At 66.7% G+C, this 18,155-nt stretch carries 16 protein-coding genes and 1 riboswitch; of the genes, 9 read left to right on the forward strand and 7 right to left on the reverse strand.

The genetic code is table 11. The annotated features are described in order from the left end of the window. Positions 1–89: 89 nt before the first annotated feature. Together ACZ54P_RS17310 and rsmA are read right to left on the reverse strand one after the other, a co-directional pair. Entirely contained in the window at positions 90–1,100 is a 1,011-nt protein-coding gene (locus tag ACZ54P_RS17310; RefSeq protein WP_465462522.1) for a methionine ABC transporter ATP-binding protein, read from the reverse strand. Between the two features lie 210 nt (positions 1,101–1,310). After that, a riboswitch (SAM riboswitch) is annotated at positions 1,311–1,401 on the reverse strand. Between the two features lie 241 nt (positions 1,402–1,642). Then, positions 1,643–2,479, reverse strand: coding sequence for a 16S rRNA (adenine(1518)-N(6)/adenine(1519)-N(6))-dimethyltransferase RsmA (gene rsmA / locus ACZ54P_RS17315; protein WP_465462523.1), 837 nt, complete (start codon positions 2,477–2,479; stop codon positions 1,643–1,645). Positions 2,480–2,740: 261 nt separating this feature from the next. Between rsmA and ACZ54P_RS17320 the strand changes: the two genes are divergently transcribed. Next, entirely contained in the window at positions 2,741–3,805 is a 1,065-nt protein-coding gene (locus tag ACZ54P_RS17320; RefSeq protein ID WP_465462524.1) for a DUF222 domain-containing protein, read from the forward strand. A 59-nt stretch (positions 3,806–3,864) separates the two neighbouring features. Here ACZ54P_RS17320 and ACZ54P_RS17325 read toward each other — a convergent pair whose 3' ends face one another. From ACZ54P_RS17325 to metG, 3 genes are all read right to left on the reverse strand, one after another. Next, a complete protein-coding gene (locus ACZ54P_RS17325; RefSeq protein WP_465462627.1) occupies positions 3,865–5,241 on the reverse strand; it encodes a transglycosylase family protein in 1,377 nt (458 codons plus the stop codon). A 413-nt stretch (positions 5,242–5,654) separates the two neighbouring features. Further along, positions 5,655–6,491, reverse strand: coding sequence for a TatD family hydrolase (locus ACZ54P_RS17330; RefSeq protein WP_465462525.1), 837 nt, complete (start codon positions 6,489–6,491; stop codon positions 5,655–5,657). 7 nt (positions 6,492–6,498) lie between these two features. Continuing rightward, entirely contained in the window at positions 6,499–8,292 is a 1,794-nt protein-coding gene (gene metG, locus ACZ54P_RS17335) for a methionine--tRNA ligase (RefSeq protein ID WP_465462526.1), read from the reverse strand. Between the two features lie 62 nt (positions 8,293–8,354). Between metG and ACZ54P_RS17340 the strand changes: the two genes are divergently transcribed. From ACZ54P_RS17340 to ACZ54P_RS17360, 5 genes are all read left to right on the forward strand, one after another. Then, complete coding sequence (locus tag ACZ54P_RS17340; RefSeq protein ID WP_465462527.1) at positions 8,355–8,948, forward strand: PadR family transcriptional regulator; 594 nt, start codon at positions 8,355–8,357, stop codon at positions 8,946–8,948. An 87-nt stretch (positions 8,949–9,035) separates the two neighbouring features. After that, on the forward strand, positions 9,036–10,046 hold the full coding sequence (locus ACZ54P_RS17345; RefSeq protein WP_465462528.1) for an ATP-binding cassette domain-containing protein: 1,011 nt from the start codon (positions 9,036–9,038) through the stop codon (positions 10,044–10,046). After that, the gene (locus tag ACZ54P_RS17350) at positions 10,036–10,800 is read left to right on the forward strand and encodes an ABC transporter permease (protein ID WP_465462529.1); all 765 of its coding nucleotides are present in this window, start codon (positions 10,036–10,038) and stop codon (positions 10,798–10,800) included. Before ACZ54P_RS17345 ends, ACZ54P_RS17350 begins: the two co-directional genes overlap by 11 nt. 92 nt (positions 10,801–10,892) lie before the next feature. Continuing rightward, the gene (locus tag ACZ54P_RS17355) at positions 10,893–11,507 is read left to right on the forward strand and encodes a glycoside hydrolase family 25 protein (protein WP_465462628.1); all 615 of its coding nucleotides are present in this window, start codon (positions 10,893–10,895) and stop codon (positions 11,505–11,507) included. 120 nt (positions 11,508–11,627) lie between these two features. After that, a complete protein-coding gene (locus tag ACZ54P_RS17360) occupies positions 11,628–12,905 on the forward strand; it encodes an aminodeoxychorismate synthase component I (protein WP_465462530.1) in 1,278 nt (425 codons plus the stop codon). A gap of 1 nt (position 12,906) precedes the next feature. Here the strand turns inward: ACZ54P_RS17360 and ACZ54P_RS17365 are convergent, their stop codons facing one another. Beyond that, a complete protein-coding gene (locus ACZ54P_RS17365) occupies positions 12,907–13,866 on the reverse strand; it encodes a quinone oxidoreductase family protein (protein WP_465462531.1) in 960 nt (319 codons plus the stop codon). 123 nt (positions 13,867–13,989) lie between these two features. Between ACZ54P_RS17365 and ACZ54P_RS17370 the strand changes: the two genes are divergently transcribed. After that, positions 13,990–14,520 (forward strand): QsdR family transcriptional regulator, encoded by a 531-nt coding sequence (locus ACZ54P_RS17370; RefSeq protein ID WP_465462532.1) that lies wholly within the window; start codon positions 13,990–13,992, stop codon positions 14,518–14,520. Between the two features lie 4 nt (positions 14,521–14,524). Here the strand turns inward: ACZ54P_RS17370 and rsmI are convergent, their stop codons facing one another. Further along, positions 14,525–15,358, reverse strand: a complete 834-nt coding sequence (rsmI, locus tag ACZ54P_RS17375) for a 16S rRNA (cytidine(1402)-2'-O)-methyltransferase (protein WP_465462533.1) — start codon at positions 15,356–15,358, stop codon at positions 14,525–14,527. Between the two features lie 68 nt (positions 15,359–15,426). Between rsmI and ACZ54P_RS17380 the strand changes: the two genes are divergently transcribed. Beyond that, a complete protein-coding gene (locus ACZ54P_RS17380) occupies positions 15,427–16,998 on the forward strand; it encodes a dolichyl-phosphate-mannose--protein mannosyltransferase (protein ID WP_465462534.1) in 1,572 nt (523 codons plus the stop codon). Between the two features lie 84 nt (positions 16,999–17,082). Beyond that, entirely contained in the window at positions 17,083–18,126 is a 1,044-nt protein-coding gene (locus ACZ54P_RS17385; RefSeq protein ID WP_465462535.1) for a DUF3558 family protein, read from the forward strand. The last annotated feature ends 29 nt before the right edge of the window (positions 18,127–18,155 follow it).

Here is an 18,155-nt window from a genome sequence, read left to right on the forward strand (position 1 = left end):
TGCCACCAGGAGAAAGAGAACAGGACGAGTCAGACATGAACTCGCCGCCCTGGACGGATTCCGTCCAGGGCGGCGAGTTCGGGAAGAAATCAGGCGGCGACGCCCTGCGGTCCGCGAACCGGGTGGGTCACGTGGCCGCCGCGTTCGGCGATCCAGGCGAGCGCGGCGTCCGCGTGCTCACCGCGCACGCCGAGGCGGAACCGGCCGACCGGCGTGTCGCCGATGCGGGTCAGACCGCCCCCGATGGTGGCGAGTTCGACGTCGAAGCGACCGGCGGCCTCGGGCAACAGGGCGCCGACCGACGCGAAGCCGACGAGCACGACGTCCACCGCGCGGTCGTACTTCGAGGCCTGAGCCCGGCTGGTTTCGATCGAGGGAAGCAGCGCCTGCGCGGTCCGGCTGTTCGGGTCGGAGACCAAGTCGAGCACGGTCCCACGCTCGATGATCGCACCGGCTTCGAGCACCGCCACGTCATCGCAGACACGGCGAACCACGCCGGCGTCAGGTGTGGTGAGCAGCACGGTCACGCCGAGCTCGGCGCGCGCACGGTCGAGCACGGTCAACACCGCGCCGGACTCCTCCGGCCGCACACCCGCGGTCGGGTCGTCGGCCAGAAGCACGGACGGCCCGGCGGCCAAGGCCTTGGCGATCGCCACCCGGCGCAGCTGCCCCTCGGACAGTTCACTCGGCCGCTGACCTGCTCGCGGCGTGAGTCCGACCAGGTCGAGCAGGTTGCCCACCCGGTTTCGGCGCTGCGGTCCATCGAGGCCGAGCTGCTCGAGCGGCGAGGCGATGTTGCCGGCAATGGTGCGCTCCGCGAGCAACTCCGACTTGGTGCTCACGACACCGACCTGGCGGCGAATCTCGCGCAGGCGGCGTCCGTCCAGAGTGCCGGTGTTGAGACCGTCGAGCCGGACGACGCCCCGGTCAGGACGCTCCTGCAGCCCGATGCAACGAGCGAGGGTCGACTTGCCGGAGCCGGCCGGACCGACGACTCCGAACAACGAGCCGGCTTGGATGTCCACGCTGACGTCGCGCAGGGCGACGACGGGATTTCCGTTGAGGGGGAAAGACTTGGACAAGTTTTCGACAGTGATCACGAAAGGCTCCATGCGCATGGGGCGCCGCTTCTTTCGAGCGCGCCAACCGTCACCGATTGACCGTCCAGACCGGACGGATTTCAGAGGTAAGGGAAAGACTCAGGCAGTAACGGTGGAGCGTCGACACGCACTTACCGTGCGGCGACCTTCATCGACGACACGTCGCCTGGTCAGCAGGAGCGGGTGGGTGACCCTGTTCATTAGGCACAGCCTCCATCGGTCCTGGCGGTAGCACCTGCCCTGTGGAGGGTGGTTGCTGCGACTTCGGCGAGCCAGGTCTCTCAGTCGCTCGGGATGGCCCACTGAGTAAAACCGATCCCACTGGATGAAAGCAAGCGCGTAGGCGCAGATCACACGTCTGGTCGCGTCCATACTACAGGATTGACTGTCCATACTATGAGACAGCGGCAGCGATTCCAGATCTACGTCAAGGTCTCTGCCTGCTAAGACAGGCTAGGGCAGCGCAGATCGAGAAGAAGGTTTATGCCGTCGTGCCGACCTCGGCTGGCATCTGGGCGGCGCCCGTCATGACCACCCGCTGGTCACTCGGCCGCAGCGGCGATCCGAGCGAATTGATGAACATCCAACTGCTCGCCACGGGCTTTGGGGTCGACACCCGCCTTCTCGAGCAACTCCCCCGCGCGTTCGGCGGAACCGGCCCATGACGCCAACGCCGCGCGCAAAGTCTTTCGCCGCTGCGAGAAGGCGGCGTCGACGACCGCGAACAGCCGCTGCCTGTCCACGGACCACACCAAGTCGCCACGTTCGAAGGCGACCAATGCGGAATCCACATTCGGCACCGGCCAGAACACCGACCGGGGCACCGCGGCGACTTTGCGCGCCTTCCCGTACCACGCCAGCTTGACACTGGGCACGCCGTAAGTCCGGCTTCCCGGCCCGGCGGCCATCCGGTCCGCGACCTCGGTCTGGACCATCACGAGACCACTGGTCAGCGACGGCAGCTCGGCGAGTAGGTGAAGAACGACGGGAACGGCGACGTTGTACGGGAGATTCGCGACAAGCGCCGTGGGCCGTTCAGGCAGGTCCTCCGCTTTGATCCGCAGAGCGTCCGCCCCGACGACCGTCAGTCTTTCGGCCCCACCTCGCCCGGCCACCGTGTCCGGCAACCGCCCGGCCAGGACGGGATCGATCTCGACCGCGACGACCTTGGCGCCGGTCGCGAGCAGACCGAGCGTCAACGAGCCGAGCCCCGGTCCGACTTCCAGCACGACGTCGTCTTCGCCGACTCCCGAAAGGTCGACGATACGGCGCACGGTGTTCGGATCGTGCACGAAATTCTGGCCGAGCTTCTTGGTCGGACGTACGTCCAGCTCGGCCGCCAACGCCCTGATCTCCGCAGGCCCGAGCAGTTCAGTCACCTGACGATCGTAGCCAGCCCCGGCGGGCCGCGATTGGCCGGTGGACGACGTCGCACTCGAAGGCGAGAAAGTCTGGCCGGGGCGCATCAACGGCGTCCGGCTCCGCTCCCCCTCAACTCGCCCGCATCATCCTTGGGCGTCTTCCACGCGACCTAAGTCATTCGTCGGAGTGATGGGCGCAAGTTCGGCCCGCCGGAGCGTGATCAACATCTACCCGATCGATACCGTGCACTAGTTCGAATTTGGCTCGACAATCGAGGGATGACCAGCACAAACACTTCCAAGACCTTCCCGCTGAATCTGCCGGAAGGTGACCCCGAGCTGCTTCTCCACGAGTTGCAGACACGACTGCGCGAAGGGCGACGCCTTTTCGCCGAAGTCGGCCAGATCCTGGCCGAGATCGAATCCCGCGGTGTCCGAGACCTCTACGGGTACAACTCGATCGCCGTCTTCTACGAGCATGTGGCCCGGGTTTCCCGAGCCGAGGCGAACAAGGTGACCGGTCGAGCGCTGGCCCTCAACTCGAGACGGACGCGCGACGGGACCACGACTCCACCCGTCGCGCCGATGACCGGAGCCGCAGCCGCCACCGGCGTACTGGCCGATGCCGGCATCGACCGAATTGTCACGGTGATGAAGAGGTTGCCAGAGCACGTCGCCGCGAGTGCCCGGCTCGACGCCGAAAAAGTCCTGGTCGACCTCGCCAGCGTCGTAAGACCACGCGACGTCACGATTGCCGGAACGGACCTGCTCACGCGCCTCGATCCTGACGGCAACGACACCCACGACCCGACCCCGAGAACTCCGCGAAGCGAGTTCTGGTTGCGTCAGAAACGCACCGGTCGCTGGGACATGCGGGGCAACCTCGACGCAGAGACGGGCGCTCGCCTGAACGCGCTTCTCGTGCCGTTGGCGAAACCGGCCCCGGACGGGCAAGCCGACAGCCGTACGCCGGCGGAAAGACGCGGCGACGCTTTCGCAGAGATCGTCGATCTCGCGGAGAGCGGCCCGGAGGTCCCTTTGCCTCGGCATGAATCAGAGCGGATCACCGAGCAGCCTGAGACCGCGGAGCCGGGTGAGAAACCAGCGAACAGCTCCGCTACCGCCCAGCCACCGGAACAGGGCCACCAAAGTGCGCACAGCGACAGCGACAGCGTGCGGTCGGACAAGGCTCGCGACGTGACCCACATACGCCCACCGCGCTGGTGGTTCCGGCTGTCGAGACCAAGACCTGGCGCCGAATCCCCATCGCTGACGCTTGACCGATCGGTTGGGCAAATCCCCGACGAAAACGCTACGCACTCTCAACGGCGAAAAACGGCCTGAAGGCCACCCTGCGGGAGGAATCCACACGATGGCCTTCAGGAAAGGAGAGTGATCTGGCGTCAGGCCTTCTTGCCGCAGTGCGGCCAAGCGCCGTAACCGCCACGGTCGTCGCGGACCTTCTCGGCGACAGCGATCTGCTGGGCCTTGCTGGCCTGATGCGGGTACGCGGCGTACTCATCGCCACCGTAAGCGTCCCAGGTGCTCTTGTTGAACTGCAGGCCACCGTAGTAGCCGTTGCCGGTGTTGGCGGACCAGTTGCCGGTCGACTCGCACTGCGCGATGCGGTCCCAGGCGCCGGCGTCACCGATGACCGGGTCCGCGGGCTTCTTCGTACCGACCTTGACGATCTTGGGCTTGGCCTCGGTGATGACCTCTTCGGAGACCTTCTCGCGGCCGACCTCTTTGCCGTTGCGCTGGGTGACCTTGTAGGTCACGGTCTTCTGGCCAGGGGTGCCCGGGTCTTCGACCTTGGTCTTGCCCTTTTCGAGCTCCGGGTCGTCGACCTTCTGCTCGGGCGGCGCGATTTCCTCGTTCTGCTTGACCATGGTGACGCCGGTCCGGCTGACGTGGACCTCGGCGCCGTCGACCAGCTTGACGTCGAGGCCGCCGACGGCCTCGTCGTCCGGGCCGAGGGTCATCCGCAGCTCGCCAAGGAATTCCTTGGTGGTGACCGAGTTGGTCTGGACCTTGCGGGGTTCGTTCGCACCGTCGTAGAGGGTGACGTTCTTGAGGGTTTTGACCTCGACAGTGGCGCCCTCGAGGGGGAGTTCGCCGTTCTGCGGCATCGAGGTCCAGGTACCGGCCTTCGCGAGATCGGCACGGCCGAGCTGGTTCAGGGCCTCACCGAGGTTGGTCGCGCGAACCCAGGATTCCTGCGCTACGCCGTCGACGACCAGGTTCAGCTTGCGGCCGCGCTCCAGCTTGATGACGCCGCCGTCGCCGACCTCGGCCTGAGGTGAGGGCGAGAGCGAGTCGTGCGCACCGACGGAGAGGCCGGCGTCTTCGAGGACCTCGCCGACCGTGTCGCCGAAGCTGTGAACAGTGCGCTGCTGGCCGTCGATGTCGAGCGTGACGCTCTTGTTCATCGCCAACGCGGCCGCGCCGCCACCACCGAGGGTGAGCAGCACCGCCATGACGGTTCCCTTGAGGAAACGCTTCTTCCACACACGGGTCGAGTTCGAGATGACCTCGTCCTTGGTCGCGGCCCTCATCGGCGCGCCCGCGGTGCGGTCCTCGGCCACCTCGTCCGGAATGACGATCGGCGGGAGCATGGTGGTCTCGGCGCTGATGAGGCGAATCAGCTCGTCGACATCGACGTCGATCTCGGCCATCAGGGCATCGGCGTCGGGGCCGAGCGCGGCCAGGACGTCCTGGTGCGTGATGCGCGGATCGTCGGAGTAGTCCAGCTCGCCGTAGTGGGTATCGCGGTCGAGCACGGCAACCGAACCGGCGGAAGCGAAGGTGTTCGTCTCTGCGCCGAGGCGCGAGGCATCCTGCCTACTGCTACCAGTCACTGGGTCGTTCCCTTTCCCAAGACGTCAAGGAACTCGACAACCGCTCCACAACGTCCTTCGTCTCGATGCGCGCTTCGGCACACCTCATAGAAGTCCGACACCCGCAGCCAGCGCCATCGTCACGGTTCCAGGCCGTACCTCTCCTGGTTCCGCTTCCCCGACGTGCACTGACGTGACTGAGGGCGTACAGCCGGAGACCGCATGAGCGAGCACCGACCGGCACGATCACGGGACAGTAACGAACCTCGCCGGGTTGCGCAAACACCGCCCGGAGTGTCGTGACGTTGGTCACTCATCAGAGTGGCCCATCGGTGATCACTAATGTCGCAATCCGTTCAACTGGGGGTGACTGTGGGCAAACGGAAGACCCGTTCAGCGGTAACCCGCACCGATTCGGCCACCTCGTGCACCGCCTCGCCCCTGAACGAGGCGAGGTGACGAACGGTGTAGGCGGCGCAGTAGGGCTCGTTAGGTCGCCCACGGAACGGATGAGGGGTCAGGAACGGCGCGTCCGTCTCGACGAGGTACTGGCCCGCCGGAACGATTCGTGCCGCCTCATGGAGTCCGCGGGCGTTGCGAAAGCTGACCGTGCCGGCGAACGAGAGCACATATCCCGCGTCGATGCAGCGGCGAGCGATGTGTTCGTCCCCGGAGAAGCAGTGGAAGACGACCTGCTCGGGCGCTTCCTCTTCCTCGAGGATCCGGAGGACGTCGTCGTGAGCGTCTCGATCATGGATCATCAGCGGCTTGCCGATCCGCTTCGCGAGATCGATGTGCCACCGGAAGGCGTCCTGCTGCGCATCGTGGGGCGAGTAGTCCCAGTAGTAGTCGAGGCCGGTCTCGCCGACCGCGACCACTCTGGACTCCTTCGCGAGACTCTCCACTTCGGATTTCTCGGCCTCACCGAAATCCTTGGTGCGCGTGGGATGGATCGCGACGGCGGCCCAGACCCGAGAGTCCCAAGTGGACGCCTGCGCGGCCCAGCGAGCGGCCGCGAGATCGTCCGCGACGGTGATCACCCGCGAGACACCGGCGCGTTCGGCGCGGTCGACCATGGCGGTGACATCCGCCGCGGTGACCGCGCCGCACGCGTCGAGGTGGGTGTGCGCGTCCACCACCGAAACCGGCAGCCTGTCCGGGATCGGTGGCAACTCCTTCTTCTCTGCGCCCATCAGCTGATCATTTCGAGATCGGCGCCCATTCGGGGCCGGTCTCGCCCAGCTCCGGGTCCAGCTTGGCGAACAACGGGGTCGGCTTTTCGAGCGGCTTGCCGACCTCGATCGGCACGGACTTCCAGCGCGCCTGCTCGGTCTTGTAGTCCCCGGTCAGGATGGGGTTGATCCGGCCGGGGATGTCGAGGTCCTCGACCTCCTGCAGTTCGGGCTGGGCGGCCCAGACTCCGGAACCGCCGAGTGCCTCGTGCACCTTCTGAGCCGAGTGGGGCAGGAAGGGGGTCAGCAGTGTGTTGGCGTCCGAAACGACCTGCAGAGCGGTGTGCAGGACGCTGTCGCGGCGAGCCGGGTCGTCCTTGAGCTTCCAGGGCTCCTGGTCCGAGAGGTAGCGGTTCGCGGCGGTGACGACGCGCATGGCCTCGCTCGCCGCCGCTTTGAACCTGGACCGCTGCAGGTGGGCACCGGCGGTGTCGAATGCCTTGCGGGAGAGTGTCTTGAGTTCCTCGTCCGCGGCCATGGGAGCGTCCGGACGCGGAATGGCGCCGACGTTCTTGTGCGCCATCGAAATGGACCGGTTGACGAGGTTGCCCCATTCGTTGGCCAGCTCGAAGTTGGTCCGGCGGACGAATTCGTCCCAGGTGAAGTCGGTGTCCTGCGTCTCCGGGCCCGCGACCGAGATGAAGTAGCGCAGGGTGTCCGGGCCGAAGTCGCGCAGGAAGTCGTGGACGTAGATGACCGTGCCGCGCGAAGTCGAGAACTTCGAGCCGCTCATGGTGAGGAACTCGCTGGAGACGATCTCGTCCGGCAGGTGCAGCTTGCCGTACTTACCGGGCTCTCCGCCTCGGTCGCCCTCGCCGTTGTGACCGAACAGCAGCGCCGGCCAGATCTGGGCGTGGAAGGTGATGTTGTCCTTGCCCATGAAGTAATAGGCGCGGGCGTCCGGGTTGCTCCACCATTCCTGCCAGGCGTCCGGGTTGCCGGATCGGCGCGCCCACTCGATGCTCGCCGAGAAGTAACCGATGACCGCGTCGAACCAGACGTAGAACCGCTTGAGCGGCTGGTCGCGCCAGCCTTCCAGCGGGATCTTCACGCCCCAGTCGAGATCGCGGGTGATCGGCCGCGGCCGCATGTCGTCGATCAGGTTCTTGGTGAAGTTGAGGACGTTCGGGCGCCAGTCGGTCTTGCTGGACAGCCACTTGCCCAAGGTGTCGACGAACGCGGTCAAGTCGAGGAAGTAGTGCTCGGTCTCGACGAACTTCGGCGTTTCACCGTTGATGCGGGACTTCGGGTTGATCAACTCGGCGGCGTCGAGCTGGTTACCGCAGTTGTCGCACTGGTCGCCGCGCGCGCCGTCGTAGCCGCAGATCGGACACGTGCCCTCGATGTACCGGTCGGGCAAAGTGCGGCCGGTCGAGGGGCTGATCGCGCCGCGGGCGGTCTTGGGGACCACGTAACCGTTGCGGTGCAGCGCGAGGAAGATCTGCTGCGTGACCTCGGCGTGGTTGCCGGTGGTGGTACGGGTGAACAGGTCGTAGGTGAGGCCGAGCCCCTGCAGGTCCTGGCCGATCTGACGGGTGTACTTGTCCGCCGTCTGCTGGGAGGTCAGGCCTTCCTTGTCGGCCTGGACGGTGATCGGGGTGCCGTGTTCGTCGGTACCGGACACCATGAGCACCCGGTTGCCGGCCATTCGCTGGTAGCGGGAGAAGACGTCGGACGGGACGCCGAATCCGGACACGTGGCCGATGTGGCGGGGGCCGTTGGCGTAGGGCCAGGCCACCGCAGTCAACACTGGGGTGCTCATGCTTGTTTAGCCTACGGACGTCGTCTAAGGCATTGTTGTCCGGGAGAGGATCGGAGGCCTCGGTGTCCGCCACGCGTCTGCTGGTGCTGGGTGTCGTGCGCATGTACGGGAAGGCACACGGCTATCAGGTCCGGCGCGAGCTTCTCTCGTGGGCTGCCGACAAGTGGGGCAATGTCCAGCCTGGTTCGATCTATCACGCGCTGAAGAAGATGACCACCGAAGGCCTCCTGGAACAGGTCGAGGACATCGAGGCCGGCGGCGGGCCTGACCGGACCGCGTACAGGCTGACCGACGACGGCGAGACCGAGTTCCTCGTGCAACTCGGCAGGGCGTTGTCGAGCGATGACGCGACCGGGTACTCGCTGTCGGCGGCGGTCACGTTCATGCCGAGCCTGCCGCGATCGCAGGTGCTGGCCCTGTTGAAACAGCAGCTGGCGAATATGGAAGCGCACGCGAAGTCGACCCACTACGCCCGTGAGCACGCGACCGACCTGGGGAAGCCGGCACACGTCAGCGAGCTGTACCGCCTGTGGAGCGTCCACGCCGAGGCGAACGTGACCTGGATGAAAGATCTGATCAGCCGGCTTGAAGCGGGCGAGTACGTCATGGCGGGCGAAGGCGACGGTGAAGCGGTGTTCGGCGCGCCGCCCAAGTAATCAAATTTGACTATGGAGCGACTCCTAGGGCACAGTGCGCCCGGCAACTAGTCAAGTTTGATTAGTTGGACTCGGAAAGGAGTAGTCATGATCAAGGCACGCGGCCTCGAGCGGCGGTTCCGCCGCAAGGGCCGCAATGGGGGCGAGGTCCACGCCGTCAAGGGCGTCGATCTCGACGTGTCGGCCGGGGAACTGGTCGGCTTCCTCGGACCGAACGGCGCCGGTAAAACCACGACCCTGCGCATGCTGACCACGTTGCTCAAGCCCACGGCGGGCGAAGCGACCGTGGGGGGCTGTGACCTGCTCACCGACCCGCTGGGGGTACGTCGTCGAATCGGCTACGTCGCACAGGGCGGCGGCACCGCGCCGGCCAGCAAAGTCGTCGAGGAGATCGAATTCCAGGGCAGGCTGTACCGGATGAGCAAGGCGGACGCGCTCGCGCGTGGGGCCGTCCTCGCCGAACAGCTGGACCTGGCCGGGCTCGACCAGCGGACGACCGCGACCCTGTCGGGCGGGCAGCGCCGTCGCCTCGACATCGCGCTCGGGCTGATCCACTCGCCTGGCCTCGTCTTCCTCGACGAGCCGTCGACGGGGCTCGATCCGCAGAGCCGCGCGAACCTGTGGGACCACATCCGCAGACTGCGCGACGAACAGGGCGTCACGGTCTTCCTGACCACGCACTACCTCGACGAGGCCGACGCGCTCTCCGACCGGCTGATCGTCATCGACGACGGGAAGATCGTCGCCGAAGGCACGCCGGATGCGCTGAAAGCGAGGGTCTCGGGCGACAGCGTCGTCATCGGGGTTCCACCGGAATCGGCGGCGGAGACCGCGGAGATCGCGGGCAGGCTCGAAGGGGCCCACGAAATGACCGTCACCGACGGCACGGTGCGGTTCCGGGTGCCTCGCGGGGACACCGCGATGCCCGAACTGCTGCGGGCTCTGGACGCGCGTGCGATCACGATGACGTCCATGCAGGTGCACCGGCCGACGCTCGATGACGTCTTCCTGACCTTGACGGGACGAAGCCTGCGTGACGCCGAGGAAGGCGCGCCGGTCGACGACGCTCCGGCGAAGGAGTCCACGCATGTTGCATGACACTTGGTTGATCTTCCGCCGGGACATGCTCGCGGCGTTGCGCAACCCGACGTGGCTCGCGATCGGCATCATGCAGCCACTGCTTTATCTCTTCTTTTTCGGGCCGCTTCTGGTGAAGGCGCTCAACGCGCAAGGGCTGTCCGATGTGGACGGCTGGATGATCTTCACCCCGGCGATCATCGCGCAGCTCGCGCTGTTCGGCAGTTCGTTCGTCGGGTTCGGCCTCCTCGCGGAATACCGCTCGGGCGTGGTCGAGCGGATGCGTGTGACGCCGGTGAGCCGGGTGGCGCTGTTGCTGGGCAAAGTGCTCGCCAACGCGCTGCAGACCATCGTCCAGGCTTTGGTCATCATCGCGCTGGCGTATCTGGTCTTCGACCTGAACGCGCCGTTCGCTGGTGTCGTGCTCAGCCTGGTGATCGTCTTCCTCTTGGCGGTCACGCTGGCGTCGTGCTCCTACGCGCTGGCGCTGACGCTCAAGAGCGAGGACGCTTTCCCCGCTTTGCTCAACGCGGTTCTCATGCCGTTGCTGCTGCTTTCCGGAATCCTGATCCCGATCACCGCGGGATCGGCGCCGGCGTGGCTGTACACGATTTCCCGCATCAATCCGTTCCGGCATGTGGTCGATGTGGAGCGGAACAGTTTCCGCGGCGACTTCTCGATGGACGCGCTGTTCACCGGCAGTGTCGTGGTGCTGGTGATGGCGGTGCTGGCCATCTGGTGGGGCTCACGAACGTTCCAACGCGAAAACGCCTGAGACACGCTGTACCGAAAGGTCACCTTATGTCCGCTCCTCGGACGTAAGGTGACCTTTCCGGCGTACTGGGGTGAAATTCGAGGCAGGTGACTTTGATCGATCCGGAAGGTGAGCACGGCGTCACCCTGTCCCATCGTGAGACGGTGACGGACTGGGCGGCGGTGCGTGGCGCCGACATCCGGTTCGCCTCGGTCACCGTCAGCGAGAACACCAACTGGCGGGACGTCGCCGCGGAACGCAATCTGGCCGGTGCGCAGCACGCCGGTATCCACACCGGCGCACGGCACTACGCGCGTCCCGGTGCCGTCCACGATCAGGCCGACCATTTCGTGCGGACGGCCAGCGCGCTCGGCGCCTTCGCGCCCGGTTCGCTCGCGCCGGCGCTCGAAGTGGAGGCGCCCAGCGTCGACGACCGTTTCGTCAAGGCGTGGATCAAACACGTCAGGCAGGCGGCACGCGTCGAGCGCGTCCTGGTGTACGCCGGGCTCGACTGCTGGACGAACCGTCTGCATCCGGACAAATGGGCGGACAGCGAAGTGGTGTTGTGGCTGGTCAGGCACAACGAGATCCCGGGACGGCCGGGATGGTTCCACTCCCGGCTGGGCCTGCACCAGCATGGCTTCGGCACTGGCTTGCCGGGGGTGACCGGGCCGATCGCCCAAGACACCGTGGTCTACCCCTTCAAGCTCGGGGACGTCCTCCTGTAGCGATCCGCCAGTGACCGCGGGTGCGCCCAAAGTGACCGACGTCGGCTCGCGTGGTCGCGGACGTCACTTTCCGACGGACGCGGGTTGCCTTTTCGCCCGCTCGGACGGCGACAATGTCGCGTGCGGTTGATGTGCCGGAAGCTGCGGACGGACGTCACGCCCGAACGGGCGCTGACGGCCCTCGGCGTACGGGCCGAGGCGCTCGGACTCGCACCGCCTGCGGCGCTTTGCGGAGACTGGTTCTCCTCACGCGCGGTCATCGCACCGAGCGTTTCCCTCTCTCCTGTCCGGGATGTGGCCGAAGCGTTCGCGATTCCCACCCGGCTGCCTCTGATTCGTGACGCGGTGCCCGGCGCCGTCGGCGGCGGCTGGTTCGGTTACCTGGGTTACGACCTGACTGATCCTTCCGGGCGTTCGGGCGACCTTCCGCCGGCCGCCTGGGGCTGGGTCGACCGGGTGCTGCGCCTGGACGAGCACGGTTCGTGGTGGTTCGAGGCGCTGCTTCCCGACGGCGATCCGGACCCGGCCGACGAGGTATCCGCGATGGAATCGTCGCTGGCAGGGCAGTTCGACGAGACAACCTGGAAGTCCGGTCCGTTGTCGCGTCCGCTTCCCTCGGAGCACTACGACGCGGTCAAGGCGTGTGTGCACGCCATCGAGGCGGGTGAGCTGTTCCAAGCGAACATCTGTGCTCGCTTCACCGGGGGATTCACGGGTGCTCCGATCGCGTTGTTCGCCGAAGGTGTGCGCCGTCTGCGGGCCCGGCGGTCGGCGTTCCTCGACGGCGATTGGGGCTCGATCGTCTCGTTCTCCCCTGAGCTTTTCCTTGCCAGACATGGGCAGCGGGTCCGGTCGACGCCGATCAAGGGGACTCTCCCTCGGCGGGACGCGGCCGACGAGCACTTCGCGCGGCTGCTGCGGGAATCCACCAAGGACGTCGCCGAGAACGTGATGATCACCGACCTCGTCCGCAACGACCTCGGCCGCGTGTGCGCCACCGGCAGCGTTCGCGTCCCGGAACTGCTCAAGGTCCGCCCCGCTCCGGGAGTCTGGCATCTTGAGTCCTCTGTGGAGGGATTGCTCGCCGACGGGGTCGACGACGCGGATTTGCTCGCGGCGACGTTCCCGCCGGGTTCGGTGACCGGAGCCCCGAAGATCCGGGCGCTGGAGCTGATCGCCGAACTGGAACCCACGGCGCGTGGTGTCTACACGGGCGCGATCGGGCTCGCGTCGCCGGTCGCCGGCCTGGAGCTGAACGTCGCGATCAGAACCTTCGAAATCCACGACGGCATGATCGCGCTGGGAGTCGGCGGCGGGATCACCGCCGACTCCGGCAGCGAAGCGGAATGGCAGGAATGCCTGCACAAATCCGCTCCGCTGGAGCGGCTGCTCGGCTGACCTACTTGGTGGGGTCCAGCAGGAGCTTGCCGGAGGTGCCGCGCGAACGCAGGGCCTCATGGGCGGCACGTGCGTCCGACAGCGCGTACTCACCGCCGGCGACAGCGCGGATCTGACCGGCGAGCGCCAGCGAGAAGAGGTCGTCGAGCGCGCGACCGAAGACGTTTCCGGGAAGTTTGAAGACGTGCGGCAGCCACATCCCGGACACGGTGGTGCTGTGCCCGAGGAGGTTGCGGGCCTCGATCGGCTTGGGTTGCTGCCGGCTGGCCATTCCGTAGAACGCGAGGCGGCCGAAGGGCGCGAGCGCCGCGATGCTCTGGTCGGTTACAGCGCCGCCGGTCATGTCGAGAACGACGTCGACGCGTTTGCCGCCATTCGCCTCACGAAGTGCGTCGGTCATGTTCTCGGCGCGCGAATCGATGGCGACATCGGCGCCGAGCTCGAGGGCGAGGGCCCGCTTCTCGTCACTGCTGGCGGTCGCGATGACGCGGCTCGCTCCCCATGCCTTCGCGAGCTGGACGGCGATGGAGCCGACCCCGCCCGCCGCCGCGTGCACGACGACGGATTCGCCGGGCTCGAGGTGGGCGTTCTTGCGCAGCAGGATCGCGGCGGTGGTGCCCTGGACGATGAAGGACAGCGCGGTCAGGTCGTCGACGCCGTCGGGCACGCCGAAGGTGGTGGCCTCGTCCGCCACCGCGCGCTCGGCGTAGCCGCCACCGCCGTTGAGCAGCGCGACGACACGTTTGCCGTCGGTGGTGCGGCCGACGACCTCGCCGCCGGGCACGAGCGGGAGCTTGCTCGGCGCGAGATAGGAGTTTTCGGCCTGGTGCGTATCGGCGTAGTTGACGCCGATCCGGTCGACCTCGATGACCAGCTGACCTGGGCCGGGGACGGGATCGGGCAGGTCGACGAGGTCGAGCACCTCGGGTCCGCCGAATTCGGTCACCTGTACTGCACGCATCCGCATCCTCCTCGTCGAGATGAGACATTCTTGCATATGTCTCATCCTTGAGACATCGCGTGATATGTTTCACTCATCGAAACCGCACTCGAACGCCAGCTGACCTCGCCGCGCCCGGACGCCGTGCGCGCGTTCACGATCGCGCGTGCCTGGTTCCTGGAGGGCCGCCGCGTCGACATGGGTGATCTCGCGGGCGAACTGGGGATCAGCCGGGCCACCCTGCACCGCTGGGTAGGCGGCCGGGATCAGCTGCTCGGCGAGATCCTGTGGTCGATGACCGTGGAGGTGTTCGAAGCGCGGGCTTCCGGCAAGCTCGGCCGCGGCGCGGCGGGGATCGCGGAGCTCATCGGCACGTTCGTCCGTACCGTGAACGACTCGAAGCCGTTCCGTGAGTTCCTGCGCAACGAGCCCGAGCGGGCACTGCGGATCCTGACGACGAAGGCCAGCGTGGTGCAGAGCCGGGCGATCGCGAAGATGCGCGAGTTCCTCGACGAAGAGGTCACAGCCGGGCGGCTGACCCCGCCGCTGCCGGTGGAGGACCTGGCCTACCTGCTCGTGCGGATCAGCGAGTCCTTCATCTACACCGACGTCATCACCGGCGCCGAGCCCGATGCCGCGAAGGCGTATGCGGCCGCGTCGGCCTTGCTGACCTGAACCCTTACTTCCGCGACGCGAGGACAGCGTCGTAAAGCTCCTTCTTCGACACTCCCGTCGCTTCGGCGACCTCGGCTGCGGCGGATTTGAGGCGTTCGCCCGCCGCGACCCGCGACGAAACTTCCGAAACCAGATCCGCGACGCTCACCGCACGCGGCGGCGCGCCCGCGAGAACGACGGTGATCTCGCCCTTGACCCCGTCGGCGGCCCACGCGGCCAGTTCCGGGAGGGTGCCTCGTTTGACCTCTTCATACGTTTTGGTCAGCTCGCGGCAGACGGCGGCGCGGCGATCGGGGCCCAGGACTCCAGCGGCATCGGAGAGCGTGCTCGCCAGGCGGTGCGGCGACTCGAAGAACACGGCCGTGCGGGGCTCGTCCCTCAGCGAACCGAGCCATTTCGCGCGTTCGCCGGGCTTGCGCGGGGCGAATCCTTCGAAACAGAAACGGTCACACGGCAGGCCGGACAGCGCGAGCGCCGTCGTCACCGCGGACGGGCCGGGGAGACAGGTCACCGGCACTTCCGCCTCGACACACGCCGCGACCAGGCGGAACCCGGGGTCCGAGACGCTCGGCATCCCGGCGTCGGTCACCAGCACCACCGTTTCGCCCGACCGGAGCGATTCGAGGAGTTTCGGCAGACGTGCGGTCTCGACGTCCTCGTAGAAGCTGACCACGCGTCCGACCGGGGAAACGTCGAGAGCGGCGGTGAGGGTGCGCAGGCGGCGGGTGTCCTCGGCGGCGATCACGTCGGCCGTCGCGAGGGCCTCGGACAGGCGTGGCGAAGCGTCGCGGACGTCTCCGAGCGGGGTGGCTGCCAGCACGAGGCGTCCTTCGGTCATTCCCGAAGGTTAACCGGTTCACGGATCCGGACACCGAGTTCACTCTTCCGCCCGTAGGATCATGCCCCGTGACCGCGCTGCTGACCCGTGACGACGAGAGCATGCGGCCGGATCCGGTCGACGCGCTCCGACCATCGAGCGACCGGGAGGCCACCCTCCTCGGCCGTGGCATGCCGACGGACCGCCTGCGCGGCTGGATCGTCACGCTGGTGCTGACGCTCATCGGCGGCATCGTCCGGATCCAGAACCTGGGCACGCCCACGGACAAGGGCACCCCCGTCTTCGACGAGAAGCACTACGTCCCGCAGGCGTGGCAGATGCTGCGCAACGGCGGTTACGAAGACAACTACGGCTACGAACTGATCGTGCACCCTCCGTTGGCCAAGCACCTCATCGCGATCGGCGAAGGGGTGTTCGGCTACAACGCCTGGGGCTGGCGGATCATGCCTGCGCTGGCCGGCACGCTGATCGTGTTCCTCACCATCCGGATCGCCCGGCGGCTCACCCGCTCGACCTTGCTCGGCGCGGTCGCCGGGATCCTGATCATCAGCGACGGCGTACTGCACCTGCAGTCGCGGATGGGCATGCTCGACATCTTCATCGCCGTGTTCGTGCTCGCCGCGTTCGCCTGCGTGCTGTGCGATCGCGACCAGGTGCGGCAACGGCTGGCCGTGGCCGTGGCCGAAGGCTGGATCGACGAGTCGCGGTTCGGCCCGAAGCTGGGATTCCGGTGGTGGCGGTTCGCCGGCGGCCTGATGATCGGGCTGACCTTCGGTGTCAAGTGGTCGGCGCTGTACTACATCGCCGCGTTCGGGCTGCTCACCGTCTTTTTCGACGTCGCCGCGCGTCGCGCCGCCGGCGTGCAGCGGCCGTGGGTCGGCACGCTGCGCCGGGACGTGCTTCCGGCGCTGTGGGCGATCGTCGTCATCCCGATCCTGGTGTATCTCGCCTGCTATTGGGCCTGGTTCGCGAGCGAGACCGCGACCGACCGCAACTACGTGGCGATCAAGGACATCGATCCCGGCTTCTGGGCATGGATGCCACCGGCCCTGCGGTCGCTCGGCGACTACTCGATGAACGTCCTCGACTTCCACGCGAACCTGGTCACGCCCAAGGACAAACCGCATCCGTGGGAATCGAAGCCGTGGACGTGGCCGATGGGCTTGCGGCCGATGCTCTACGCATACGAGGGCGGCACCGACGCGACCGGCTGTGGCGAGTCGACCTGCGTGCGGGCGACGATGCTGATCGGGACACCGGCGATGTGGTGGCTCGCGCTGCCGATGCTGGGCTGGAGCCTGTGGCGGTCGTTCTTCCGCGCGGACTGGCGCTACGCCGCCGTGCTCGTCGGCTACTTCGCCGGGTTCCTGCCCTGGTTCACCAACCTCGACCGCCAGATGTACTTCTTCTACGCGACGCCGCTGGCGCCGTTCCTGGTACTCGGGTTGACGTTGGTCCTCGGCCAGATCCTCGGCGGCGCGAAACGCGGGTTCGAACGGCGGGGCACCGGCATGCTCGTCGTCGCGCTCTACGTGGGTCTCGTCGTGGCCAACTTCGCCTGGTTGTGGCCGATCCTCAACGGCAACGCGATCACGAACGAGCACTGGAACGCCGAGTTGTGGCTTCCGTCCTGGAAATGACCACCATCGGTTGACCCAAGACCCAGCGAGACCGCTGAAACCGTCTTAGACTCCCGTCCGAATTGAGGACTACTGGGGGTCACCATGTCTCGTTGGCCGTATTTCGTGGCCATCGCTCTCCTGCTCACCGGATGCTCCAGCGCCGTCGACGGCAAGGCCTTCCCCGAAGGTTCGGCACCGGGCGCGAGCGAAGCGAAGTATCCGAAGTACAAGCCGCCCGCCGACGGATCGGGTTTCAGCGACCAGGTGCTCGATCAGCCGCTGGCCCTGCCGTCCAAACAGGGCGAAGAAGGCTGCGATTGGCTGGATTCGATCAAACCCGATCTGCAACCGCTCGGCCTGATCAGCACCAAGGGCGTGCTCAGCGGCTGCCAGTTCGTATTCCCGGACAACAAGGGCGCGCAGGTGCACGCCTACAGTCCGTACAGCTGGATCACGCAGGACTCCCCGGTGATGGAACCGGTGGAGATCGCCGGGATCAAGGGCCGGACCTATGCCTTCGACCCGGAACCGGCGACCTTCTGCTCGGTCAACATGGACGTTCGCGCCTACGCCTCGATCGCCGTCGACGCCTATGACGTCAACAGCGACGAAGGAGGGACCCGCGCCGAGCACTGTGAACTGGCGAAGAAGGTCGCCGAAGTGGTGTTGAAGAAGTTCGTCCCGCTCGCGGGCGGCAAGCCGGTGCCGAGCACGGTCCAGGAGCCGCCGCCGGAGGCATTGCGGGACGCCGACCCCTGTGAGGTCGTGAAGTTCACTCACGCGAATTACGCGGGCGTCAACGGGGGCCGCGAAGGCGCACAGAAGGGCGAGAGCCCGACCGGACCGACCTGTACCCACGAAGTCGCCTACGCGAAGGTCGTCGGGATGTACACCACCGGCACCGGCGGCCTCGAAGCCGTGCCGCCGAAACAGGGCGCGGAAGTGCGGAACGGGAAATTCGGCACGCTGAAGGCCAGGTACGAACAGACCGAGGAGACCTGTGCCGTGAGTGCGCAGCTCCCCAACGGCCAGGTGGTGCAGGTCGACTTCATCGGCAAGAAGAAGGAAGCGATGAGCCGGACCTGCGTATCCGCCCAGCTCGTCTTGTCGGTGTCGATGCTCGCCCTGATCAACGGTGACGGCTGATTTCCCGATTCAGATGTGACACTTGGGCA

The sequence above is a fragment of the Amycolatopsis sp. NPDC034160 genome, assembly GCF_055575355.1.

Bases quoted from the DNA above. Each gene is read 5' to 3' on its own strand.
- ACZ54P_RS17320 (WP_465462524.1), top strand. From the start codon at position 2,741: ATGACCAGCACAAACACTTCCAAGACCTTCCCGCTGAATCTGCCGGAA.
- ACZ54P_RS17330 (WP_465462525.1), bottom strand. From the start codon at position 6,491: ATGGGCGCAGAGAAGAAGGAGTTGCCACCGATCCCGGACAGGCTGCCG.
- metG (WP_465462526.1), bottom strand. From the start codon at position 8,292: ATGAGCACCCCAGTGTTGACTGCGGTGGCCTGGCCCTACGCCAACGGC.
- ACZ54P_RS17345 (WP_465462528.1), top strand. From the start codon at position 9,036: ATGATCAAGGCACGCGGCCTCGAGCGGCGGTTCCGCCGCAAGGGCCGC.
- ACZ54P_RS17350 (WP_465462529.1), top strand. From the start codon at position 10,036: ATGTTGCATGACACTTGGTTGATCTTCCGCCGGGACATGCTCGCGGCG.
- ACZ54P_RS17365 (WP_465462531.1), bottom strand. From the start codon at position 13,866: ATGCGTGCAGTACAGGTGACCGAATTCGGCGGACCCGAGGTGCTCGAC.
- rsmI (WP_465462533.1), bottom strand. From the start codon at position 15,358: ATGACCGAAGGACGCCTCGTGCTGGCAGCCACCCCGCTCGGAGACGTC.
- ACZ54P_RS17385 (WP_465462535.1), top strand. From the start codon at position 17,083: ATGTCTCGTTGGCCGTATTTCGTGGCCATCGCTCTCCTGCTCACCGGA.